This window comes from Serratia sp. CY81684 (genome assembly GCF_052166595.1).
Classification (GTDB): domain Bacteria; phylum Pseudomonadota; class Gammaproteobacteria; order Enterobacterales; family Enterobacteriaceae; genus Serratia; species Serratia nematodiphila.
Window position 1 is genome coordinate 47,040 of the sequence record NZ_JBJNOO010000004.1, and the last position, 23,677, is coordinate 70,716.

Annotated in this window: 17 protein-coding genes and 3 tRNA genes; 9 read left to right on the plus strand and 11 right to left on the minus strand. The window is 61.2% G+C overall.

Going from position 1 to position 23,677, the window contains the following annotated elements:
• Window positions 1-18 precede the first annotated feature (18 nt).
• From pbpC to ACJ8QF_RS15310, 3 genes are all read right to left on the minus strand, one after another.
• A complete protein-coding gene (gene pbpC / locus ACJ8QF_RS15300) occupies window positions 19-2,367 on the minus strand; it encodes a penicillin-binding protein 1C (protein WP_442537663.1) in 2,349 nt (782 codons plus the stop codon).
• Between the two features lie 49 nt (window positions 2,368-2,416).
• A complete protein-coding gene (locus ACJ8QF_RS15305; RefSeq protein ID WP_442537664.1) occupies window positions 2,417-8,392 on the minus strand; it encodes an alpha-2-macroglobulin family protein in 5,976 nt (1,991 codons plus the stop codon).
• A gap of 146 nt (window positions 8,393-8,538) precedes the next feature.
• On the minus strand, window positions 8,539-8,865 hold the full coding sequence (locus ACJ8QF_RS15310) for a YqcC family protein (protein WP_028127529.1): 327 nt from the start codon (window positions 8,863-8,865) through the stop codon (window positions 8,539-8,541).
• A gap of 178 nt (window positions 8,866-9,043) precedes the next feature.
• On the opposite strand from ACJ8QF_RS15310, the gene ACJ8QF_RS15315 reads away from it, so the two are divergent.
• A complete protein-coding gene (locus tag ACJ8QF_RS15315; protein WP_004931909.1) occupies window positions 9,044-10,282 on the plus strand; it encodes an MFS transporter in 1,239 nt (412 codons plus the stop codon).
• Window positions 10,283-10,891: 609 nt separating this feature from the next.
• On the opposite strand, the gene syd is transcribed toward ACJ8QF_RS15315, so the two are convergent.
• Window positions 10,892-11,440, minus strand: coding sequence for a SecY-interacting protein (gene syd, locus ACJ8QF_RS15320; RefSeq protein WP_442537665.1), 549 nt, complete (start codon window positions 11,438-11,440; stop codon window positions 10,892-10,894).
• A 63-nt stretch (window positions 11,441-11,503) separates the two neighbouring features.
• Between syd and queF the strand changes: the two genes are divergently transcribed.
• The 3 genes from queF to xni all read left to right on the plus strand — a co-directional run bounded on the left by queF (window position 11,504) and on the right by xni (window position 14,719).
• A complete protein-coding gene (queF, locus tag ACJ8QF_RS15325; RefSeq protein WP_004931905.1) occupies window positions 11,504-12,349 on the plus strand; it encodes an NADPH-dependent 7-cyano-7-deazaguanine reductase QueF in 846 nt (281 codons plus the stop codon).
• 192 nt (window positions 12,350-12,541) lie between these two features.
• Window positions 12,542-13,906 carry a nucleotide 5'-monophosphate nucleosidase PpnN gene (ppnN, locus tag ACJ8QF_RS15330; RefSeq protein ID WP_021505658.1) on the plus strand — a complete coding sequence of 455 codons (1,365 nt, stop codon included), beginning with the start codon at window positions 12,542-12,544 and terminating at the stop codon, window positions 13,904-13,906.
• 54 nt (window positions 13,907-13,960) lie between these two features.
• Window positions 13,961-14,719: a flap endonuclease Xni gene (gene xni / locus ACJ8QF_RS15335; protein WP_004931900.1), complete on the plus strand. Its 759-nt coding sequence runs from the start codon at window positions 13,961-13,963 to the stop codon at window positions 14,717-14,719.
• 40 nt (window positions 14,720-14,759) lie between these two features.
• On the opposite strand, the gene rlmM is transcribed toward xni, so the two are convergent.
• From rlmM to ACJ8QF_RS15355, 4 genes are all read right to left on the minus strand, one after another.
• Entirely contained in the window at window positions 14,760-15,863 is a 1,104-nt protein-coding gene (gene rlmM / locus ACJ8QF_RS15340) for a 23S rRNA (cytidine(2498)-2'-O)-methyltransferase RlmM (protein WP_004931897.1), read from the minus strand.
• Window positions 15,856-16,251 (minus strand): DUF423 domain-containing protein, encoded by a 396-nt coding sequence (locus ACJ8QF_RS15345; protein WP_004931896.1) that lies wholly within the window; start codon window positions 16,249-16,251, stop codon window positions 15,856-15,858. The genes rlmM and ACJ8QF_RS15345 overlap by 8 nt, the downstream gene beginning before the upstream one ends.
• Window positions 16,252-16,302: 51 nt before the next feature.
• Complete coding sequence (locus ACJ8QF_RS15350) at window positions 16,303-17,220, minus strand: transcriptional regulator GcvA (protein WP_004931894.1); 918 nt, start codon at window positions 17,218-17,220, stop codon at window positions 16,303-16,305.
• A 386-nt stretch (window positions 17,221-17,606) separates the two neighbouring features.
• Window positions 17,607-17,831, minus strand: a complete 225-nt coding sequence (locus ACJ8QF_RS15355; protein ID WP_004931891.1) for a YgdI/YgdR family lipoprotein — start codon at window positions 17,829-17,831, stop codon at window positions 17,607-17,609.
• A 196-nt stretch (window positions 17,832-18,027) separates the two neighbouring features.
• On the opposite strand from ACJ8QF_RS15355, the gene csdA reads away from it, so the two are divergent.
• Together csdA and csdE are read left to right on the plus strand one after the other, a co-directional pair.
• Window positions 18,028-19,233, plus strand: a complete 1,206-nt coding sequence (gene csdA, locus ACJ8QF_RS15360; protein WP_197753867.1) for a cysteine desulfurase CsdA — start codon at window positions 18,028-18,030, stop codon at window positions 19,231-19,233.
• A 19-nt stretch (window positions 19,234-19,252) separates the two neighbouring features.
• Complete coding sequence (gene csdE, locus ACJ8QF_RS15365) at window positions 19,253-19,687, plus strand: cysteine desulfurase sulfur acceptor subunit CsdE (protein WP_044030600.1); 435 nt, start codon at window positions 19,253-19,255, stop codon at window positions 19,685-19,687.
• On the opposite strand, the gene tcdA is transcribed toward csdE, so the two are convergent.
• Together tcdA and mltA are read right to left on the minus strand one after the other, a co-directional pair.
• On the minus strand, window positions 19,678-20,484 hold the full coding sequence (tcdA, locus tag ACJ8QF_RS15370) for a tRNA cyclic N6-threonylcarbamoyladenosine(37) synthase TcdA (protein WP_004931886.1): 807 nt from the start codon (window positions 20,482-20,484) through the stop codon (window positions 19,678-19,680). The two genes, csdE and tcdA, sit on opposite strands and share 10 nt — an antisense overlap.
• Before the next feature lie 84 nt (window positions 20,485-20,568).
• The gene (gene mltA, locus ACJ8QF_RS15375) at window positions 20,569-21,705 is read right to left on the minus strand and encodes a murein transglycosylase A (protein WP_004931884.1); all 1,137 of its coding nucleotides are present in this window, start codon (window positions 21,703-21,705) and stop codon (window positions 20,569-20,571) included.
• 216 nt (window positions 21,706-21,921) lie between these two features.
• Between mltA and ACJ8QF_RS15380 the strand changes: the two genes are divergently transcribed.
• The 3 genes from ACJ8QF_RS15380 to ACJ8QF_RS15390 all read left to right on the plus strand — a co-directional run bounded on the left by ACJ8QF_RS15380 (window position 21,922) and on the right by ACJ8QF_RS15390 (window position 22,275).
• Window positions 21,922-21,998, plus strand: a tRNA-Met gene (locus tag ACJ8QF_RS15380).
• A gap of 58 nt (window positions 21,999-22,056) precedes the next feature.
• A tRNA-Met gene (locus ACJ8QF_RS15385) sits at window positions 22,057-22,133 on the plus strand.
• 65 nt (window positions 22,134-22,198) lie between these two features.
• Window positions 22,199-22,275 (plus strand) — tRNA-Met (locus tag ACJ8QF_RS15390).
• A gap of 90 nt (window positions 22,276-22,365) precedes the next feature.
• Here the strand turns inward: ACJ8QF_RS15390 and amiC are convergent.
• Window positions 22,366-23,619, minus strand: coding sequence for an N-acetylmuramoyl-L-alanine amidase AmiC (gene amiC, locus ACJ8QF_RS15395; protein WP_342579297.1), 1,254 nt, complete (start codon window positions 23,617-23,619; stop codon window positions 22,366-22,368).
• Window positions 23,620-23,677 lie beyond the last annotated feature (58 nt).

Consider the following 23,677-nt stretch of genomic DNA (forward strand, 5'->3'; position numbering starts at 1 on the left):
CAGGCATGAGACGCAACGCTAGTTCACCCATTCGATGGTCACCAGCCGCGTATCGGCGCGGCCGCGCTCGTCTACCGCCCGAATGCGGTAGCGCCCGTTGTCGATAGGCCGCCAGTCGATCGGCTTTTTGCTGGCACTGCTGCCGAGATAGATATCGTCGACGAACCAGTACACCGTCTTGCTGTCGGCGTCCGTCACCGCATTGAAGGCGATTTTGTCCCGCCCCTGCTGCGACTGGCGCAGGGTATAGGTGGTGTTTTTCAGCGGTGAAGTGATGCGCGGCGCGCTGCCGCCGACGGCGATGCCGTTGTCCTTGCAGCGATTGATCGGCGGCGCCCGCTTCGGCAACCCGGCCTGAGCGAACACGTTGGCCAGATCGGAAGGCCAGAACTCAAAGATTTCGGTGCGGGTCTGCGCCGCGTCATACGGCGGGCAAACGACCTCACCGCTGTGAATATCCAGCACCACCGGCCGGTAAACGCTGTCGACCTTGATCGGCGACTTGCCGGGAATGAACCAGGTCTTGCCCTTTTGCTGGCACCACGGCGTCGGCAGATCGCCGCTGGCGAGACAAATGTCCACCCGCCGCAGCCGTTTGGGGAACGGGTGCTTCGGTTCTCGCAGGGCGGGATAGCTGGCGTTGACGCTGTCGATGATATTGAAAAACAGCGGCGCGGCCGCCTCGGCGCCGACCAACGCATTGTTGCCGCGCCCGTCGAAGTTGCCTTCCCACACCACCAGCACATAAGGGCCGAAAATCCCGACGCTCCAGGCGTCGCGAAAGCCCCATGAGGTGCCGGTCTTCCAGTACACCGGCAGCGACGAAGAACGCTGCGCCAGCGTATCGCCCGGCCGCCGGTGCTGGCGCAGCATATCCAGCGTGATGAAACTGGCCTCCTCGCTCAGCAGCCGTACCGGCGTCGATTCGGCCTGGTTCAGCTGCATGCGAAGCGGCCGCAGCTCGCCGCGATTCGCCAGCAGCGCATACAGCTTCGCCAATTCCTGCGCCGTTACCTCGCCGCCGCCCAACACCAGCGACAGTCCGTAGTGGCTCTCGTTGGCCATATTGGCGACGCCGGTCAGGCGCAAGAACTGATAAAAGGTCGGCTGACGCAGCTGTGAAGCGACATACACCGCCGGAATATTGCGGCTGAAATTCAGCGCGTCGGTGGCGGTCACCGGGCCGAGAAAGCGCCGATCGAAGTTTTCCGGCGCATAGGCGCCGAACGACGAAGGCACGTCTTTAAGAATGGTCATCGGATGCAGCACGCCCTGCTCCATGCCCAGCGCGTAGATGAACGGCTTCAGCGTCGATCCCGGCGAACGCTTGGCGTTGGTGCCGTTTACCTGCCCCTGAATCGGACGATTGTAATAGTCCGCCGAACCCACCAACGCGCGCACCCCCATATCGCGGCTGTCCACCAGCAGCACCGCGGCGTTTTGGATGCCGCGGCTGCGGTTGCGGGCGATAAAGGCGTTGACCTGTCGTTCGACCAGCCGCTGCAGCCCGGCGTCCAGCGTGGTGTCGACGCGGGTATCGCGCTGCACCAGTTGCTGCGTCTGCAGGCGCAGCTGTTCGATAAAGTGCGGTGCGATATAAGGCACTTGTTCAGGCTGCCGCAGCGCCAACGGCAGGCGGAACAGCGTTTGCTGGCTGGCGTCGGTGGGGTAAGCCTGTTGCCAGCGCAGGAACAGACGGTTGCGCGCCTGCGTCAATGCGGCGCCGAGCATGCCGGTTTTCGGCTCCAGACGGTAGCTGGGTGACTGCGGCAACACCGCCAGCGTCAGCGCCTCCGGCAGAGTCAACTCCCGCGGCGACTTGGCGAAATAGATCAGGCTGGCGGCGCCGATGCTTTCAATGTTGCGGCCGTAGGGCGCGTAATTCAGATAGGCTTCCAGGATATCGCGCTTGGAGTAGCTCAGTTCCAGCTGCACCGCACGCAGCACCTGCAGCAGCTTGCCGCCCGGCGTGCGGGTATTGAGATGCCAGCGCATGCGCGCCAGCTGCATGCTGATGGTCGAACCGCCCTGCATTTTGCCGCCGGCGACATAGCTGCGCCAGAAACCGCGCACCAGGCTGACGGGGTTAAAGCCGGGGTTATAGTAGAACCAGCGATCTTCGTGCAGCAACAACCCGCGCACCGCCAGCGGCGACACTTGCTCCAGCGGGGTCCACAGCCGGTAGCGATCGTCGTTGGCCAGCGTAATGCGCAGCAGCGCGCCGTGCCTATCGTAATAAACGGAAGACTGCGGCAGCCCCTGCCACAGGGGCGGATGCGGCCACAGCCGAATTGCGGTCAACAGCAGCGCCAGTAAAAACACCGCCATCAAGCCGTTTTGCAGCACGCGCCCGGTCAGGATCTTCATACGTTCTCAGCATTCCGGCGCCAGACGCTGGCCTGGCGCCGGATACGGCCTAGTCGTTGCCCGCCGGCACCACCACCAGCTTGCCGCCGCCGGCCGACATGGCCTGCACTTCACGGTCGTACATGGCTTCGCCGTAGGCCGGTGGAATAATAAAGCTGCCGGTATTGGTGGCCTTGATTTGATAAACGAACTCCTGCACCTCGGTGCCGGCGCTGCCGTAGATAATCACCCGATCTTCGCGGATATCGCTGTAGTCCGGCGCCCAGGAGGAGCCGGAGGCGGCCAGCGGCGACTGCCAGCCGCCGCGATCGTCGCTCTCTTCACCGGCGTCGGCCGGCTCCGGCGGCGTCTGCTGCACCACTTCGAACCCGCCCGGCAGCAGATCGACGATCGCCAGGTTGCTCTGCCCCTCTTTCGAGTTGGCGCGCACCTTCAGATGGACGTTGATCTTCTGCCCCAGCGTCACCTGCGTCACCGGCTTGCCCTGTTCGTCGGTGTAATCGCGGACGATCTCAATTCCGCGCGACAGCGCTTTTTGCGGCGCATTCAGATCGTAACCGGCCTGCGTCACCACATACCAGGCCGGCGCGCTGCCGCCGTTGGTGAAGCGCACGGCAGTAGCGTCGGCGTTAAATTGCCCCTGAACGAACAGCCCCTGCAGCTCGCTGATGCGCTGCGGCTCGCCGCCCGCTTTGCCTACCTGCACGATGCCTAATGCATCCGCATTGGCGGACTGCGCCGCCACCTGGGCCGAATAGCTTTCCAGCGCCAGAATGCTCATTGCAGAGGAGTAGGTGGTGTAACGCTCTTCTTTCAGCGCCTTGACCATATTCTCCAGCACCTGCGGCGGGATCGACGCCACCTTCTCCGGGAAGTGGCGGGTAATCAGATACAGCCGCGTCGCATCCTGCACCAGCGGATCGAAATAGTTCTGCGTCCACCAGGCGCTGTCATACGCCTTGCTCAGCTGCTGCCAGCTCGGTTGCAACAGCGCGGCGGCTTCGTCGTCCATCTTCAACAGGCGATAGGAAGAGGCCAGATACAGCGCGCTCAGATCGGTTTTCCAGCCCTCGCCATAGCGTTTTTGCAGCGTATCCTGCACCGCCGCCAGCGAGTTGGTGGTCACTTCGCCCTGCAGCGTCAGCAGGTAAACCGCCCAGCTGCGCAGGCGCAGCAGATACAGATCGTCAAATCCGCTGGCCGCCAGCTCGCGCAATGCGCCGTTGGCCTCGTCCAGCATGCCGTCCGGCAGGGCATAGCCCGCCGCTTTGGCTTCGAGCAGATACTGCACCACATAAGGCGTGACGAAAGGATCGGCATCCGGCGACGAACGCCAGGCGCCGATCGCCCCGCTGTCGTTCTGACGGGCGCGCAGCACGCCCAGCAGGTTACGCAGCTGCTTGCTGACTTCCGCCTGGCTCAGGCTGCTTTTCATCTCCGGATGACGGCTCTGCAGCATCAGCGGAATGGAGCGGCTGACGATCTGCTCGGAACAGTAATACGGGTAATCCGCCAGGTATTGCGCCAGCCCGCTGGTCAGCACCAGCGGCGAATTCGACACCGCCGCCCGGCGCTGCGCGAAGGCGTCGAACATCTGGCGCAGGCCATCGACATTCTGGCTGCCGCCGCTCATGCGCCCCATCACCGATTGAGTGCGGTACGGCGCCGCCGGCCGCACCGAGGTGCTGACGGTGCGGCGGCTGGCCTGGTCGCCGTAACGGGCGTCGAACACCAGCGGCGCATCGCCCAGCACGGCTTTGGCGCGCAGGCGGAAGGCGATCACGCCCTCGCGTTTTTCCGCCAGCGTCAGGCTTTGCGTCGCGTTGCCCACCACCTCCAACTGCGGCGGCGGCGTCAGCAGGACGTTGATGGCCACCGACTGGCCTTTCAGCCCTTCAAGATTGTTGCTGACGCCCACGCTGACGTCGAACTCGTCGCCCGGCGCCACCATCGCCGGCACATTCGGCGTCATGATGAAGCTGTCGCGCACCGTGGCGGCGGTTTGCGCCTTGCCGATTTTCTCCGGCGTCACCGAAATCGCCATGACGCGGATCTTGCCGTTGAAGTAATCCGGCACCGGATAGACGAACTGCTTCTCGCCGCTGACCTCGGTAATGCCGGACCAATAGGCCACCGGCTTATCGCGCTTGCGCTTGAACGGGTTGAGGTTGAGATCCAGCCCTTCGCCCGCATCGCCGCCCGGCGCCGCGGTCAGCGCCATCAGCTTGCTGAATTCCGGCAGGATCAGATCGAGGATCTGCGAGCTGCTCACGTTGAGTTCGCGCTTGCTGAAGAAGAACTCCAGCGGATCCTTCAGGCGGTAACGCGCCACCTGCAGAATGCCCTCATCGACGGCGAACAGCGCCACCTGCTGCGGCGCATCGGTCTTGACCGTCATCGTCAGGTTTTCACCCGGCTTGATGACCTCCGGCGCCGTCACCTCGAGGCTGTTTTGGCGCGCCTTGGTGCTGATCTTGAACGGCATCACGCCGTAGCTCAGCGGGCTCATGAAGATCTCGCTGGAGTTGATGTCGCGCACGAACTGCACGTTGATGTAGCCGTTGCCCTCCATGCCGGCCGGCACTCGGATCGTCTGCACCGAGCTGGTGGTGTCGGTGTGGAACCACTGCCAGGCGTAAACCTTGTCCTTTTCAATGGTGATCAAGCCGCTACCGGTATAAGGCGCGTTGATCGCCACCTCGATCTCCTCGCCCGGCTGGTATTCCGCCTGGTTGAGTTTCAGCTTCAGTTCGGCATTGCGATCCAGCGAACGGCTCAGGTTGGCGTTACCGGCCACACTGTAGGCGACGCGATTGAGCGTCTTGCCCTGCGCATCTTCAATCACCAGCACGAAGTCGCCCGGCTTATCGGTCGCCAGCCGCAGATCCGCGCCCTGCTCGCTCAGCGCCAGCGGCTGTTCCGACAGCTGCACTTCCTTCATCTTCGACTGGTATTTGTAAACGCCCGAATCCTGTTTGGTCAGCACCGAAATGTATTTCTGCTCGATCAACACCTGCTTCAGGTTCGGCATGGCGATCTGTTTCAGGGCCGGATCGATGGCGATCACGTTCAGATGCCGCTCCGCGTCGCGGTTGATGTAGCCCAGCTCGCCGTCCGCCTTCACGCCGATCAGGTAATCGTAAGGGGAAACCAGCGTACGGGCGGTAGCCGCCACCGAGCGCCCGCCGCCGGCGACGAACGCCTCCGACAGCAATTGCAGCTGATAGGTGGCGTCGGCGTAGGATTTCAGATCGAGCGGAATATCGGCCGCGCCGTGCTCATCGGTGGTGCGATCTTCCAGCTCGGTCTCGAACCCGTCGCTGTTTTGTCGGTTTTCATAGAACGCATAATCCGGGAAGCGATCGAAGCTCGGATACATCGGCCGCAGCGTCAGCCTGGTGGTCACGCGGCGATCCTGCGCCGGGGTGCCGAACAGATTCTGCACATCGATGCTGGCCTTCAGCTCGGACGGTTTTACCCAGCCTTGCTGGCGGTCCGGCGTCAACGCCAGCTTCACTTTCAGCTGATCCGGCTCGAACTCCTTCACATTGACTGCGGTATGGCCGAGCAGCGTGGAGGTGTCGTTGTTTTTGCCGATCAGATACAGATAGACGTTCCACTCGCCGGTAGGCGAATTTTCATCGGTGGTATAGCTCAGCTCGTTGAAACCGCTGGCGCCCAGCGTCAGCGGCACGGTGGACATCAGCTTGTCGCGCGGATCGCGGATTTCGGCGCGCACCGGCACGCCGGCCAGGCCAACGCCCCAGTCGGCGGCGCGGGTGATCAGGCCGATGTTAAAGGTATCCCCCGGCCGATAAACGCCGCGATCGGAGAACAGGTAGCTGCTGAGCGTGCGCGGATCGGTCGGCGTTTGTTCACCGGCAACGTCGAAGCGCGAGAAATCCAGCCCGCGATCGTTATAGCTGCCGGTCGGCAGGAAGGAGACATCCCCTTCTTTCTCCACCAGGAACATCACCGGCTGGCGCTCGTTGGTGTACACATCCAGCGCCGGAAAACGCACGTGCCCATCGGCGCCGGTGGTTTGGCTGAGCAGCGTCACGCCGTTTTTGGCCACCACCGACACGGTGGCGCCGCTGACCGGCGCGCCGCTTTGGATCGACTGCACAAAGACGTCGCGCGTCTTGTCCTGCGAGCTCTTGGCGACGATGCCCAGATCGGTCACCACCACAAAGCGCGAATCGCCGACGTCGGGCTGTTCTTCCCCTTCGCTCTCATCCTGTTCCTGATCCTGCTCGGCGCCCGCCTCTTCCGCCGCCGGTTTTCGGTTCGGCTGCCATTCAGACAGCGTCAGCAGGAACACCCCGCGATGGGAACTGGCGTTGGTGGAGAGATAGCGGGAAAGATCGATGCCCTGATAGTTCACTTCCCCCGGCCGCTCGTTGTTGAGCGCCGTCTGGTATTTGAAATGCTCGGTGAAATATTCGTCGTTGAGCCGGTTGAATTCCGTGGAGGAGTATTCCCGGCTTTTGAAGGAGACGATGTGCTGCAGCTGGCTCGGGATCACCCGCTTGATGTCCAGCCGCAGGCCCGCCACGTTGCGCGCCGCCACGCTGACCTGCTTGTCGCCGTTGACCGACAGCAGCGAGCCCTGCGACATGAACTGCAGCGATTTCGGGAACTCCGGCACTTCGACCACGCGGTAAACCTTCTTCGGCATTTTGTAACCGCCGGCGGAAACCAGCTGGTTATCGATCTCGAGCAGCACAAAGCGGTGCGCCGGGGCGTCGAAACGGAAGCTGAACTGCGGTTGGTAGGCCTCTTCCGCCTCGTTAAGCGTCAACGGCAGCGGCGTCGCCTGCGCCAGCACGTTTTTACCGACGCTGTCGACCGTCCATTGATAGAAATCGTCGGCATCGTTGGCGGTCTCGGCATCGCTCGGATCGTGCTGCGGCAGCAGCCAGGCTTTCGCGGCCCGCGCCAGCTCGGCATCCTTCACCGCATCAATGAAACCGACCACCAGCGCACGCTGGCCTTTACCGCTGTCGGTATCCACGACCTGGGCGCTGGCGTCGCTCAGCGCCAGGCTGTACAGCGTCGGTACTTTGACCCAGTTGCTTTTCGCTTCTTCGACTGCATTGCCGGCCGCCGTCGATTTAACGCCCTTGCCGACGGTCAGATGTACCGCGCCGCCCTGATCCAGCGCCTGCAGCGGCTCGGAATGCACCCAGGCGTTCAGTTTTTTCTCGTCATAGACCAGAGAGAAGTTCAGCTTTTTCTCGGAGGTGGCGCTGCCTTCTTTCAATCCCAGCGAAATCTGTTTTTCAAAGCTGCCGACGTCAACCGGCGCGTTGAACTGCAAATTGAAGATCGCGCTGCGTTTTTGCGCATTTTGCGGATCGCGGTAATACTCGGCCTGCCCCAGGCGGTAATCGAACGCGGGCACGGTGAAGGCATAACGGGTTTTGGCGAGCTTGACCTGCGGCGCCAGCAAGGTGGCGGGCTCAAGGGTCACCTCATATTTCGCGCCCATCAGCAGCGGCTTTTTCGCCGTGAACACCAGTGTCGACTCATTGCTCCATGCCCACTGCCCTTCCGCCGACGGTTTCAGAGTGATGCCGGCGCTCACGGTTTTGCCCGCCGCGGTTATCGGCGCAGCCGAGCCGCTGAAGGTCAGGCTCACCGTTTGCGGCGCCTGCCGGGCGGCGGCGTAGTCTATCGGCTCGGGGTTGGACAACTCGGCGTTGATCTCCTGAACCACCATCGGCGCTGGTTCAATCGGTTGGGGCAGGTTTTGCCACCAGTGCCAACCGTAAAATGCGCCGCCCGCAACGCCTGCCAGCAGCAGCAGGCTCAGACCGACCGCTTTCGGGTGTTTATCCACGCCGCTTTCCAGCCGCAAAAAACCGCGCAGCAGCGCAGCCCACCAGGCCGGCGCACGCCAGCTGAGGTTGCCGACCAGCGGTCTCAGCAACCGCCCCAACAGCGACAACGCCCCGCCCAGCAGGCGACAAACGCCCTTAACCAGGGTAAAAGGCAAACGCAGGATAAACCTTAATAAATCCATTATTGCAGCACCTCATCATCCTAATGCAGCTCCCGGTCAACCGCCGCGGTTAAACCGAGCCGAAAGACGCCGTCGGCTCTCCTGCCCGGCATCCGCGCGAGTACTCTACACTGCCGGGCGGCAAAAATCTGCGCGCCGCCGGCGCATTACGGCTCTTTATTCAACATCAAATCCAGCTGCTGCAGCAGCACCAACAGCGGCAGACTGCTCGGTTCACGATCTTTCAACGCCTCTTCGAAATAAGGCGTGATGGCGAAGCGCGTCGGCAACGGCGCCTCGGCGTCCAACAACGCATACATGCGCGGCAAGAACACCCACTGCAGCCAGGCTTCGGCCGACATGCTGTCGATGCAGAACGGCTCGGTGCTGGAGAAAGCCTCATGCTCAGGGGGCGCGGCCTGCCACAGCGCCAGATCGCGCATGGATTGTTCAATCGCCTGCAAACTGCGGCGCACCTGGTTATGTATACTCATCTGCATTCCCGATCTCTTTTCATCATGGTATTCAGCGCTCTGGCTGAAAGGCGGCAAAGCATAGCATTTTTATAGCCCAAATTCGGCGCGCCTGAGACAGCTCGCCGTTTTTATCTGGTGACGCTCGCCGTCGCGCGGCACAATAGGCCCACCGAATTCACCACACAGATAAAGATTCATGTCCGTAATAACAGAGAAAAAAAACCACGCGACGCCCGGTAAGGCCATGTTGGCCTCGGTCACCGGTTATGCCATGGACGGGTTTGACCTGCTGATCCTCGGCTTTATGCTGCCGGCCATCAGCATCGAATTGGGATTAACCTCATCGGCCGCCGGTTCGCTGGTCACCTGGACGCTGATCGGCGCGGTGCTGGGCGGCGTGATCTTTGGCCACCTCAGCGATCGTTTCGGCCGTATCCGGGTACTCACGATCACCATCCTGATGTTTTCCCTGTTCACCGGCCTGTGCGCCGTGGCGCAAGGCTATTGGGATCTGCTGGCCTATCGCACCCTGGCGGGCATCGGGCTGGGCGGCGAGTTCGGCATCGGCATGGCGCTGATCGCCGAAGCCTGGCCGGCGGAGAAGCGCAACCGCGCTTCGGCTTACGTCGGCATGGGTTGGCAGTTGGGGGTGCTGGCGGCCGCTTTCCTGACGCCGCTGCTGCTGGAACACATCGGCTGGCGCGGCATGTTCCTGGTCGGCCTGCTGCCGGCGCTGGCGTCATTCCTGATCCGCCGCACGCTGGGCGAACCGGAGGAATTCGTGCGGCAGAAAGACGCCGGGCAGCCGCTTTCCTTCTTGCAGCGTTTGCGCCTGCTGTTTAAGGATCGCGCCACCGGCAAGGCCAGCATCGGCATCTTCATTCTCTGTTCGGTGCAGAACTTCGGTTACTACGGGCTGATGATCTGGATGCCGACTTACCTGGCGAAAAACTTTGGTTTCTCGCTCACCAAGTCCGGCCTGTGGACGGCGGTGACGGTCGTGGGCATGACGTTCGGCATCTGGCTGTTTGGCGTGCTGGCCGACCGCTTCGCCCGCTGGAAGATTTTCGTGCTGTATCAGGTCGGCGCGGTGGTGATGGTGATCGGCTACGCCCAGTTGAGCGACCCGATGCTGATGTTGTTCGCCGGCGCCGTGATGGGCATGTTCGTTAACGGCATGATAGGCGGCTACGGCGCGTTGATTTCCGATACTTACCCGGTACAGGCGCGCGCCACCGCGCAAAACATCCTGTTCAATCTCGGGCGCGGCGTCGGCGGCCTGGGGCCATTAGTGATCGGCGCGCTGGTGACGCAGGTGTCGTTCACCGCCGCTATCAGCCTGCTGGCGGCGATTTACCTGCTGGATATCTACGCCACGCTGTTCCTGCTGCCGAAAAAACAGGGCGCAGGCGATACGCTGGGCGCGATTGGTTAACGCTGGCGATGGATTAAGCAGAGAAGCACGCACGGCGGGATAGAACAAAAAGTTGGGGGCACTGCGTTAACAGTGCCCCCGGTTCGTTTTATAGCCATCCCGCTACACAGTGTGCTCCCTGCTCAATCCTTGAAAACTTTTCCTGCGGCCATCCTGACCAAGTGGTCCTTGCATCATCCTGCAGCATCGTCCTGACGCGGTTCCTCAGCCTTCCTGACCCGCCGACAGTCCTGTGCCGGCTCTCAATCTCCGTCCTGGAGGTGTCCCTGGTTTCTATCCTGAAACATCCTGGGCATCTCCTGACGCCATCCTTCGCTCTTGCCTGAGCGCATCCCTTTCTTCGTCCTGAAGCTGCATCATCCTGATGCTTTCCTGCTCCGCCGGTTCCGTTCCGGTAACGATAAGATCGCTTAAATTCCCCGGAATCACAAGGGTTTGGGAGGCGTCTCACACTAAATTAAGCCTAAGAGTTATCCTAAAGAAATTCTAACCAATTGATCTGGATAACAATAATCTCATAGTCTGGAAAAAGGTGGGAAAAATTAAGAGCGATCTCTCACACCCCGTGTGAGAGATCTCTTACACGGGCGACGGCGAATCCGCCGCGCTTCAGTCCAGCACCGGGCGCAGCGCATCGAGGAAACTCCCCAGCGTCGCCGCCAACAAGGTGCGCTTATCGCTGCCGAATTGTTCCAGCACCACGTTGCCGCTAACGTTGCACAGCGACACCATCGTCATCTCGGATTCGGTGGTCGCCAGGAACAGCGTTGGCGACAGCTTGAGACGTTTTTGCGTCACCAGATGACCGATCAGGTTCTCCTGCAGGCGGATAAAATCTTCCTCGCTCCAGACCTGCAGCAGGCTCAGGCGATGCTCCCCAAATTGCGCGCTCATGTCGCCCGCGTATTGCTGCGTGTAAAAACGGTGCGCATCCGGCTGCAAACGCAGCTCCAGCGCGGCTTCTACCTTCTCCAGCGTCGCCGCCGGCTCGAAAGGCTGCGGCAACCACAGCACCTCGTCCTCGCGATTCTCCACGATGCAGGGCGACGGCACGCCGTACAACGCCTGGCTGGCCGGCGCGTGGCCGCGCGCTTGCTGCCACAACTCGACATAGCGTTGAGTGAATTCACGCAGAGCGTGCGATACATCATGGTCCATATTCTTTCTCGCATACGTTAAACTGACGGCCATTGTACCTATCTCTGAGCGAGGTGACAGCAGATGTCCTCCTATCAAGACCACCAGGCCCTGTCAGGGCTGACGCTGGGCAAACCCACCGCCTACCGCGATCGCTACGACGCCACGTTGCTGCAGGCGGTGCCGCGCAGCATGAACCGCGAGCCGCTGGGGCTGTATCCCGACAACCTGCCCTTCCACGGCGCGGACATCTGGACGCTTTACGAACTCTCCTGGCTGAACGCCAACGGGCTGCCGCAGGTGGCGGTCGGCGAGATCAGCCTCAACGCCGACAGCCTGAACCTGATCGAATCGAAAAGCTTCAAACTGTATCTCAACAGCTTCAACCAAACCCCGTTCGCCGATTGGGAAACGGTGCGCAGCACCCTGCAGCGCGATCTGTCTGCCTGTGCCCAGGGCGAGGTAAGCGTCACCCTGTTCAGCGTCGAGCAGCTGGAAGGCACGCCGATCGCCCGTCTGGCCGGCGACTGCATCGACCAGCAGGATATCCGCATCGACAATTATGAGTTCAACGCCGACTACCTGCTGAACGCCGCCGGTGAAGAGGTGGTGGAAGAGCAATTGGTCAGCCACCTGCTGAAGTCCAACTGCCTGATCACCCATCAACCGGACTGGGGCTCGGTGCAGATAAGCTACCGCGGCGGCAAGATCGATCGCGAAGCGCTGCTGCGCTACCTGGTCTCCTTCCGCCACCACAACGAATTCCACGAGCAGTGCGTCGAGCGCATCTTCAACGATCTGATGCGCTACTGCCGGCCGCAAAGCCTGACGGTTTACGCCCGCTACACCCGCCGCGGCGGGCTGGACATCAACCCGTGGCGCAGCAACGTCGTATTCGCTCCCGCGCACGGCCGCCTGGCGCGCCAATAAGTGCGAAACATTGCTCAACAACTGAGCTAACGAGCGGTTTATGTTGGTAAAAGCCCAGGGACGGCGGTAAGGTTAAAACGAGGCTGTGGCCGGGCAGAGCGCCCGCTGCGCCGCAGCACGCCAACCATAACGAGATGCTGTTTTGCTGCGTATGGATTACTACCGCCCCGCACCGGGTGCAAAGGAGTTACCTTGATTACACACATCAGCCCGCTTGGCTCTATGGATTTATTGTCGCAGCTGGAAGTAGACATGCTGAAGCGCACCGCCAGCAGCGACCTGTACCGCCTGTTCCGCAACTGTTCGCTGGCCGTGTTGAACTCCGGCAGCCAAACCGACAACAGCAAACAGCTGCTGTCGCGCTATGAAACCTTCGACATCAACGTGCTGCGCCGCGAGCGCGGGGTGAAGCTGGAGCTGGTCAACCCGCCGGAAGAGGCGTTCGTCGACGGCCGCATCATCCGTTCGCTGCAGGCCAACCTGTTCGCCGTGTTGCGCGACATTCTGTTCGTGCACGGCCAAATCGCCAGCGCCGGCCGTTTCCAACACCTGAACCTGGAAAACTCGGCCCACATCACCAACCTGGTGTTCTCGATCCTGCGCAATGCGCGCACGCTGCATCTGGATGAAGATCCCAACATGGTGGTGTGCTGGGGCGGGCACTCGATCAACGAGAACGAATATCTGTACGCGCGCAAGGTCGGCAGCCAGCTGGGCCTGCGCGAGCTCAACATCTGCACCGGCTGCGGGCCGGGTGCCATGGAAGCGCCGATGAAAGGCGCAGCGGTCGGTCACGCGCAGCAGCGTTACCGCAACAGCCGCTTTATCGGCATGACCGAGCCTTCGATCATCGCCGCCGAGCCGCCTAACCCGCTGGTGAACGAGCTGGTGATCATGCCGGACATCGAAAAACGCCTGGAAGCCTTCGTGCGCATCGCGCATGGCATCATTATCTTCCCGGGCGGCGTCGGCACCGCCGAAGAGTTGCTGTACCTGTTGGGTATCCTGATGAACCCGGAGAACAGTGAACAGGTGCTGCCGCTGATCCTGACCGGACCGAAAGAGAGCGCCGACTACTTCCGCGTGCTGGACGAGTTCATCATGAACACGCTGGGCGACGAAGCGCGCCGCCATTACACCATCATCATCGACGATCCGGCGGAAGTGGCGCGGCAGATGAAAAAAGCCATGCCGCTGGTGAAGGAAAACCGCCGCAACACCGGCGACGCCTACAGCTTTAACTGGTCGATCCGCATCGCGCCGGATCTGCAACTGCCGTTCGAGCCGACCCACGAGAACATGGCGAACCTCAACCTGTATCCGAACCAGCCGCCGGAGCAATTGGCCGCCGCGCTGCGCCGCGCCTTCTCTGGCATCGTGGCCGGCAACGTGAAGGAAAACGGCATCCACGCCATTGAGCAGTTCGGCCCGTACAAGCTGCACGGCGAACCGCAAATGATGAAGCAGATGGACAGCCTGCTGCAGGGCTTTGTTGCCCAGCACCGTATGAAGCTGCCGGGCAGCGCCTATGTGCCCTGCTACGAAATCGTCGCCTGACCCTCAATCCCGGGCGGCGTAACGGCCGCCCTGTTTTTTCTGACCTTACCGCCCATGATGATACACCTACTGATTGTCGACGCCCTGAACCTCATCCGCCGCATTCACGCCGTGCAGGGCTCCCCTTGCGTCAACGCCTGCCGCCACGCGCTGCAGCAGTTGCTCCAGCACAGCCGCCCGACCCACGCGGTGGCGGTATTCGACGAGGACGACCGCAGCGACAGCTGGCGCCACCAAATTCTGCCGGACTACAAGGCCGGGCGCTCGCCGATGCCGGAAAACCTGCAGCAGGAGATGCCGCAGCTGCGCGAAGCCTTTGCCGAACTGGGCGTCGCCAGCTGGCATTCGCCCGGCAATGAGGCGGACGATCTGGCGGCCACGCTGGCGGCGAAGGTCGCCGGCGGCGGCCACCAGGTGACCATCGTCTCCACCGACAAAGGCTATTGCCAACTGCTGGCGCCGAACGTACAAATTCGCGATTACTTCCAGAAACGCTGGCTGGATATGCCTTTCGTGCAACAGGAGTTTGGCGTGCAGCCGCAGCAGCTGCCGGACTACTGGGGGTTGGCGGGGATCGGCAGCAGCAAGATCCCCGGCGTGGCCGGCATCGGACCGAAAACCGCCGTGCTGCTGCTGCAGCAGTCGGGCACTCTGGACGGGCTTTATCAGCACCTGGAGCAGGTGCCGGAAAAATGGCGCAGTAAGCTGGAGCAGCACCGCGAGCTGGCCTACGTCAGCAAACGGGTCGCCACGCTGCGCACCGATCTGTCGCTGGACGGCAACCTGCAGCAGCTGCGCCTGCCGATACAATAAGGGCGCTGCAAGCAGCGCCCTTCATCAAGGCTTCACGCGGTTAATCGCGCTCGTCGCGGCGGCCCGGCACCGCCGACCACATGCGGCGCACGTGTACGGTGATCTCTTCGCGATCGTGATACAGCTGCTTGGCGTGCACTTCAGCGCTGATGCCGGCGGCGCCCAACGCTTCGCGGATGCTCATCAGGTTTTGCGACACTTCCTCGTAGCGCTTTTTCATCGGCAGCTTGAGGTTAAAGATCGCTTCACGGCACCAGCCTTTCACCAGCCACTGAATCATCAGGCTGGTCACCTTCGCCGGTTTCTCCACCATGTCGCACACCAGCCAGTAGATCTTGCTGCTGTTCGGCTCGAACTTGAAGCCGTCGGCGCGGTGGTGCGTCACCTGGCCGGTTTCCATCAGGCTCGGCGCCATCGGGCCGTTATCCACCGAATGCACCATCATGCTGCGTTTCACCAGCTGATAGGTCCAGCCGCCCGGGCAGGCCCCCAGATCGACCGCGTGCATGCCGCTGGCCAGGCGCTCATCCCACTCGTCGGCGGGGATGAACACGTGGAACGCTTCTTCCAGCTTCAGCGTCGAACGGCTCGGCGCATCGGCCGGAAAACGCAGACGCGGAATGCCCATATAGAACGGTGAGTTGTTGTTGCTGTAGGAGTAACCGACGTAACAGCAGCCCGGCGCGATGAAAAATACATGCACCACCGGGCGAGTCGGGTTCTCGCGCGCCATCAGCACCTTCTGCTCGCGCATCGCGGCGCGCAGCGGCACCGTCAGCTTGCGGCAGAACTTCATCAGCTCTTTGCTTTCGTTGGTGTCCGGCACTTCCACCCGCAGCTCACCGCCGCGATCGACCACGCCGATCAGCATGCCGACGATCGGCGATACCCGATCTTCCGGCGGCAGATCGCGCAGCAGCTCCCCCACCACGATCATCTGGCGGGCGAAAATCAGTTCGCGGAACGGAATTTCCCGCGCCAGACGGTCGGCATCGTCCGGCTGATAGCATTCGAACAACACGTAACCGCTGTGCTCTTTTACCCGCGCAAAGCCGTAAATCTCCAGCTGGGCGGCTTTATCGGTGATCTCCGCCGCACACTCTTTTTCGAAGCCGGGGCGGCAGTACAACGCAATCTTATTCATGGCGCTCGGCCTTTTTCCTCAGACGCAAAGCGCCAATCAACATCAATATCCAGCCGATCAAGAAGCACACGCCGCCAACCGGCGTGATATATACCCAGACCTTCAGGTGCGACAGCGCCAGGCAATAGAGGCTGCCGCTGAACAACACGGTGCCGAACGCCAACAGCGCTCCGCTCCAGTAAAACCACAGGCTCACGCGGCGCTGCATCGCGACCGCCAGCGCCAGGATGGCCAGGGTATGGAACCCCTGATATTCCAGCCCGGTGCGGATCCAGGCCATTTCGTTGGCGCCCAGCGTGCCGCTTAACACATGCGCGCCGAATGCGCCCAACGCGACAAACACAAAGCCGCTGATAGCGGCGAAAACCAGCATGGAACGGCTGCTCATCGTGATCTATCCCATTAAAAATCACCGGCCGCGGCAAGGCGGCGGCCAGCCTTATTGTTCGTAGCGGAAGCGGAACTTCTCTTGTTCGCTGGCGGCGCGCGCCAGGATCCACTGCCGGAAGGCGGCTATTTTACCCAGTTCTGCCTGGCTGTCATGACATACCAGATAAAAAGCGTTTTTACTGACCAACACATCGTTGAACGGGCACACCAGGCGACCGGCTTCGATCTCGGTTTGCGCCATCACGTTATTCACCAGCGCCACGCCCTGGCCATGCACCGCCGCCTGCACCACCATGGCGCTGTGGCTGAAGATCGGCCCCTGCTGCACATTGATGTGTTGCAACCCCAGCTGGCGCGTATAGGCCAGCCAGTCGCGGCGTGAAACGTCATGCAGCAACGTATGATAAGCCAGATCGTCTGCGGTTTTCAGCGGATGATCGCCGGTCAGCAGGCTCGGCGAACAAACCGGCAGCAGATATTCCGCATACAGGCGCTCGGCGCGCAGCCCCGGCCAATTGCCGCGGCCGTAGAAAATCGCCACATCGACGTCGTCCGCCAGCTTGTCTTCTTCGCGGTCCACCGCCTGGATGCGCACATCGATCCCCGGATAAGCTGAGTTAAAGCCGGACAGGCGCGGCACCAGCCACTGAATGGCGAAGCTCGGCGGCAGACTGACGGTCAATGCCCCCTTGGCGCTGCGCGCCTGCAGCTTGCGCGTCGCCTCGTTGATCGAAGAGAAGATCTCCTTGATATCGAGGTAGTAACTTTGCCCCTCTTCGGTCAGCAGCAGCGAGCGGTTGCGCCGACGAAACAGCTTCAGCCCGAGGAAGTCCTCCAGCGACTTGATCTGGTGGCTCACCGCGGCCTGGGTCACGAACAGCTCTTCCGCCGCCTTGGTGAAACTCAGGTGGCGAGCGGCCGCATCGAACACGCGCAGCGCATTGAGGGGAGGTAAGCGTTTAGACATTAAATTAGCTACTTTTGTGTAACATTAATCCGAATGATTCGGCGCCGAAAATCGGGCGGCTTTGCGTGGCAAGCCATCGGTAAACGCTAACGGCGGATTGCCATTAGTTTTTTTTATCCGAGCCATTATAATTTGTCCGTTGAGGATGCGCCAGCAAATACCTATAGTGGCGGCACTTCCCGGGCCGGAACGAAAAGGGAGTGGGTGTCGAGGACGCCGATGAACTTTTGGCTTGTGGTTGTGATGTTGTGTTTGCAAATTGTCCGGCGATTCCGGACATGGTAGCTAGGCTACTGTTTTTTCACTTCCTGTACATTTACCCTGTCTGTCCATAGTGATTTTATGCAGCACCGCAAAACTTGCGGTGCTTTTTTTTTGCCTGACGATTACTGGTTGCTTTCAACCATCTCTTTCACATCGGCGCGGTTGATCTGTTGCTCGACGCCGTTGGCGTCTTTATAGCTGATCATGCCGGTGTCGTTGTCCACTTTAGGCTTACCGTCAGCGACAATGGTGCGTCCGTCATTGGTATGCATCACGTAGTTGCTGGAACAGGCGGCCAGGGTGAACGTAAGCATCAGGGCAGAGATAACTGCGGCTGTTTTCTTCATTGAGGACTCCTTTGTAGTTTTAAATGCTGATAAATACCTTTTATGTGTATAGATGCGATTAATAAGCGCACGTTTAATAGCATAACAAACTTTCCCAATTTTGCCAGGCGATAAGTCCTAATCGGCGCGAACGCTTGTCTCCGGCGGCAAAATAGGACAGGATCACCCATCGACTCAAGCCAGTGACAATCAGGGTATGACGCCTTTTAACCCCAGCCTTTTTCGCCAACAGTTTCCCGCGCTCGCGCAGGACGGCATCTATCTGGACAGCGCCGCCACCGCGTTGAAACCGCAGGCGGTGATCGACGCCACGCAGCAGTTTTATCGCGACGACGCCGCCACAGTGCACCGCAGCCAGCATCGGGCGGCGCAGGATCTGACCGCCCGTTTCGAGCAGGCGCGCGGCCAGGTCGCGCAACTGATCCATGCGCCGTCGGCCGACGACATCGTCTGGACGCGCGGCACCACCGAGGCGATCAACCTGGTGGCACAGAGCTACCTGCGCCCGCGTCTGCAGCCAGATGATGAAATTCTGGTGAGCGAAGCGGAACACCACGCCAACCTGATCCCCTGGCTGATGGTGGCGGAGCAAACCGGCGCGCGGGTGGTGAAACTGCCGATCGGCGCCGATCGGTTGCCGGATTTGACGCAGCTGCCCGCCCTGCTCAATGACAAAACCCGCCTGTTGGCGCTGGGGCAAATGTCCAACGTCACCGGCGGCTGCCCGGATCTGGCGCCGGCTATCGCGCTGGCCCATGCCGCCGGCGCGCGCGTGATGATCGACGGCGCCCAGGGCGTGGTGCACGGCCCGGCCGACGTACAGCGGCTCGACATCGATTTTTACGCCTTCTCCGGCCACAAATTGTATGGCCCGACCGGCATCGGCGCGCTGTACGGCAAAGCCGAGCTGCTGGCGCAGATGGCGCCGTGGCAAGGAGGGGGAAAGATGCTAACCCAGGCGTCGTTCGACGGTTTTATCCCGCAAAAACCACCGCACTGCTTCGAGGCCGGCACGCCAAACATCGCCGGCGTGCTGGGATTGGCCGCTGCGCTCACCTGGCTCAGCGAACAGGATATGGCGGCGGCGGAGCGCTACAGCCGCGAGCTGGCGGACCGGGCGGAACAGCGGTTGGCGCAGCTGCCGGGCTTTCGCAGCTTCCGCAGTTCCGGTTCCAGCCTGCTGGCGTTCGATATCGCCGGCGTACACCACAGCGACATCATCACGCTGCTGGCGGAGCAAGGCATTGCGCTGCGCGCCGGCCAGCACTGTGCGCAGCCGCTGATGGCGGCGTTAGGCGTCAGCGGCACGCTGCGCGCGTCGTTCGCTCCCTACAATACTCAACAGGACGTCGATACGCTGGTCAGCGCGTTAACTCACGCCCTCGATCTGCTGGCCGACTGACTTGACTCCCGGAGACGCTATGCTCGCCCCCCATCCTTTTGGCCGAGAGGTCACCGCCGACGCGTTGATCGCCACCTTCAGCGCGCTGAAACAGTGGGAAGACCGCTACCGCCAGCTGATTATGCTCGCAAAACGGCTGCCGCCGCTGCCGGAAGCCTTGCGCAGTGAAGAAATGGCATTGAGCGGTTGTGAAAACCGCGTCTGGCTGGGGCACCAGTTGCTGGAAGACGGCACGCTGCACTTCTATGGCGACAGCGAAGGCCGCATCGTGCGCGGCCTGCTGGCGGTGCTGCTGACCGAAGTGGAAGGGAAAACGCCGCCGCAGATCGCCGCAATGGATCCGCTGGCGCTGTTCGACCGCCTGGCATTGCGCGCGCAGCTGAGCGCCACCCGCGCCAGCGGCCTGGCGGCGTTGGCCGCCGCCGTAAAGGCGATCGCCGCCCGTTACGCCTGACGCGCCGCCTTCGCCACCATCTTTTTCAGCGCGTGCGACACGGCGACGAAGCCGAAGGTGGCGGTAACCATGGTCGCCGCGCCGAAACCTGCGCTGCAATCCATTCTTTTCGGCCCTTCCGCCGTGCTGCGCGAAGCGCATACCGAGCCGTCCGGCTGCGGATAAACCAGCGGCTCGCTGGAGAAGACACAGTCGATGCCCAGCTTGCCCTTGCCGTTTTTCACCACGTTGAAATCGTGCTTCAGCCGCTCGCGCAGCTTGGCGGCCAGCGGATCCTGAATGGTCTTCGCCAGATCGGCCACTTCGATTTTAGTCGGGTCTATTTGCCCGCCGGCGCCGCCGGTAGTCACCACCGGGATCTTGAAGCGGCGGCAGTAGGACAGCAGCGCCGCCTTCGGCCGCACGCTGTCGATCGCGTCGATGACGTAGCTGAAGTTATGGTCCAGCAGCTCGGCGACGTTGTCCGGAGTGATGAAATCATCGATGCAGGTCACCCGGCATTCCGGGTTAATCGCCAGGATGCGCTCCGCCATCACCTCGGTTTTGGATTGCCCGACATGCTGACGCAATGCGTGGATTTGACGATTGGTATTGGTGACGCAGACATCATCCATGTCGATCAGGGTGATGGCGCCGATGCCGGTGCGCGCCAGCGCCTCAGCCGCCCAGGAACCCACGCCGCCGATGCCGATCACGCAGACGTGTGCCTGCGCGAACACCGCCAGCGCCTGCTGGCCGTACAACCGCGCCGTGCCGCCGAAACGCTGCAGATAGGCTTCCGAATAAGCTGTGCTCATAACGCTTTAATTACCTTCGTAATGCAAATGATAAGGGCCGGAAAATCCGGCCCTTGCGGGTCAATCTTTTCACGCCGCGCGCGTTTACCGGGTGGCCAACAACGAACCGCCGCCGTTTGACTGATTGGCGCTGAACAGCTGGCCGCCGCCATTGTTCTTCAGCACCCAGACGCGGCCGTAGTGGTTGTAGTACCCCGCCGAGTGGCCGGCTTCCGGCCCGATGCCCTGATACATGTCAAAATGTTGGCCCTTGATGGCGCCGCCCACGTCGAGCGCGACCATCAGACGCATCTCGTATTTTCCCGTGAATTTACCCTTGTTGTCCAGCAGCGGCACTTCGGCCAGCAGCGTGGTGCCCGCCGGGATCAGCGAACGGTCGGAAGCCACCGAGGCTTTGGCGATCAGCGGCACCGCACTGGCGCCTTTCACCGGCGCAAAAGCTTCCGGGCGGAAGAACACGAACGACGGGTTCTGCTCCAGCAGCTCACGCACCTCTGCGGCGCTGTGGGTATCCGCCCACTGACGGATCGCCTGCATCGACATGTCCGCCTTGGCCACTTCGCCGCGATCGATCAGCACCTTGCCGATGCTGCGATAGGCGTGGCCGTTCTTGCCGCCGTAACCGAAGAACACCAGCGGCTGGCCGTTGCCGTAGTCGACATAACCGCTGCCCTGGACTTCCATCATGAAGTTGTCCATCAGCGAGTTGGTGTAAGCGATGATATAGCGATCGTCGAGCGCGCCGGAGTAGATGCCCGCGCGATCCGGCAAGCGGCCCCTGCCCTTCGGCGGCATGCGGTACAGCGGATAGCGGAACTCGCCCTGTTGGGTATAGCGCGCCTGCACCACCGGCGTATAGTAGCCGGTAAATTGCACGTTGCCGTAATTGTCGACGCCTTCCATCTGGTAAGCGCTGAGGCCGTACTGGCTCAGCATGCGCGTGTCGGCACCGGACGCCATCCAGCTTTGCACCGCCTGATAGGTGCTGTTGTTGCGGTTAAACAGCGAAGGCGACGCGTACTTGATCTCCATCAGCTGATCCGAGTAATCCTTGGCGTTGACCGGCGAGCCTTTGGCGTTGGGCTGATTGACCAGCTCCAGCGATTGATCCAGACGGCCGTCCTTATATTGCTGCCCCCGATCGGTCGGCTTGGACGAACAGCCCGCCAACACCGCCACCATCAACCCGCCCAGCAGGTATTTGCCCCAACGTCCTTTCATCGCGCACACTCTCAAACTGATATGATCTACCGGCTGAACGATAACAAACGCTCATTGATAAAGGAATCGCTGCAAATAAAAAAAGCCGCACGGAGGATGGTGATGAAAAAGAAGGCAAATTGCGGGCAAATTCAGCAGAAAAACGGGTTTAGGGCAATAAAATGCAAAAAGGGTTTGCAACAAAACGCATGGAGAGTATAGTGCGCATCCATCGGACGCGGGGTGGAGCAGCCTGGTAGCTCGTCGGGCTCATAACCCGAAGGTCGTCGGTTCAAATCCGGCCCCCGCAACCAACCGATGCCGCATTGGCGGTATTTTTCGTTTGGTTACGATAACAAAGTATTACACGGACGCGGGGTGGAGCAGCCTGGTAGCTCGTCGGGCTCATAACCCGAAGGTCGTCGGTTCAAATCCGGCCCCCGCAACCAACCGAATGTCGTACCAGCGGCATAACATGAACGGTGGTTTCGTCGTAATACCGCATCAAGACGGACGCGGGGTGGAGCAGCCTGGTAGCTCGTCGGGCTCATAACCCGAAGGTCGTCGGTTCAAATCCGGCCCCCGCAACCAACTCTTGATGACAACAGATAAGCACCCTGACGGGTGTTTTTTTGTATCTGCAATCCGCGAAAACAGCCGGACTCGCGCCCGGCCCTGCCGTTATCGACTCGCCAGCGCGCCGCCGTTGGCGAAATAAGCCTTGATGCCCGCCAGAATCGACTCCGCCACCTGCTGCTGGAAATGGCTGGTGCGCAGCTTGCGCTCCTCTTCGATGTTGCTGATAAACGCCGTTTCCACCAGGATCGACGGGATATCCGGCGCCTTCAACACCGCAAAACCGGCCTGATCGACGCGATTCTTGTGCAACCGGTTGATTTTGCCCATCCGGTTCAACACTTCCTTGCCGAATTTCAGGCTGTCGTTGATGGTCGCGGTCTGGATCAGATCGAACATGGTGTGGTCGAGATAGCGGTCGCCGCTCTTGCTGACGCCGCCGATTTGGTCCGAGGCATTCTGCGTCTGCGCCAGGAACTTGGCCGCCGAACTGGTGGCGCCTTTGGTGGACAATGCGAACACCGATGACCCGCGCGCCGCGCGGCTGGTGAAGGCGTCGGCGTGAATCGAAACGAACAGATCGGCACGCTGCTTGCGCGCCTTGGCGACGCGCACCTTGAGCGGAATAAACACGTCTTCATTACGCGTCATGAACACTTTCATGTTCGGCTCGCGCTTGATCATGGCGCTCAGCTTGCGGGCAATCTGCAGCACGATGTCTTTCTCGCGCGTCTTGTACTTGCCGATCGCGCCGGGATCTTCGCCGCCGTGGCCAGGATCCAGCATGATGATGATCGGCCGATCGCGCCCCGCTTTGCCGGCCTGCGGCGCTTCCGGCGGCAGCGTGCGCTCCAGATCGCCCTTGTTGTAATCTTCCAGTAACGCCAGTAGCGGATCATATTCCTCGCCGCCGCTGCCGCCCTTGGTCGGATAGAGATCCATCACTAGACGGTTGCGATACTCCGGCACCGGCGCCAGCGTGAAAATATGCGGGCTGACGCTTTGTTTGAGCTCCAGCACCAGCCGCACGGTATTCTGATCGAACTGGCCGACGCGCGCCTGCTTGAGATAAGGATCGTCGGCGCGCACCTGCCCGGCGATGCCTTTCAGCACGCTGTTGAGGTGAACGCCTTCGATATCCACCACCACGCGATCGGGATTGGTCAGGGCGAACTGCTTGTATTTCAGCTCGACGTTGGATTCCAGCGTGACGCGGGTATAGGTGGAGGATGGCCAGACGCGCACGGCGATCACGTGCGATGATGCGGCGAAGCCCGTACGACTCACACTCAGCAACCAGCTGGCGGCAACGCCCTGTAATAAACGACGGCGGCCCAGATTGTGATTAGCGTTTGGCATGCGGCTCCGGCAGTAATAGCTGTTTACAACAGATGAAAAAAACACCAATGAAATGGGG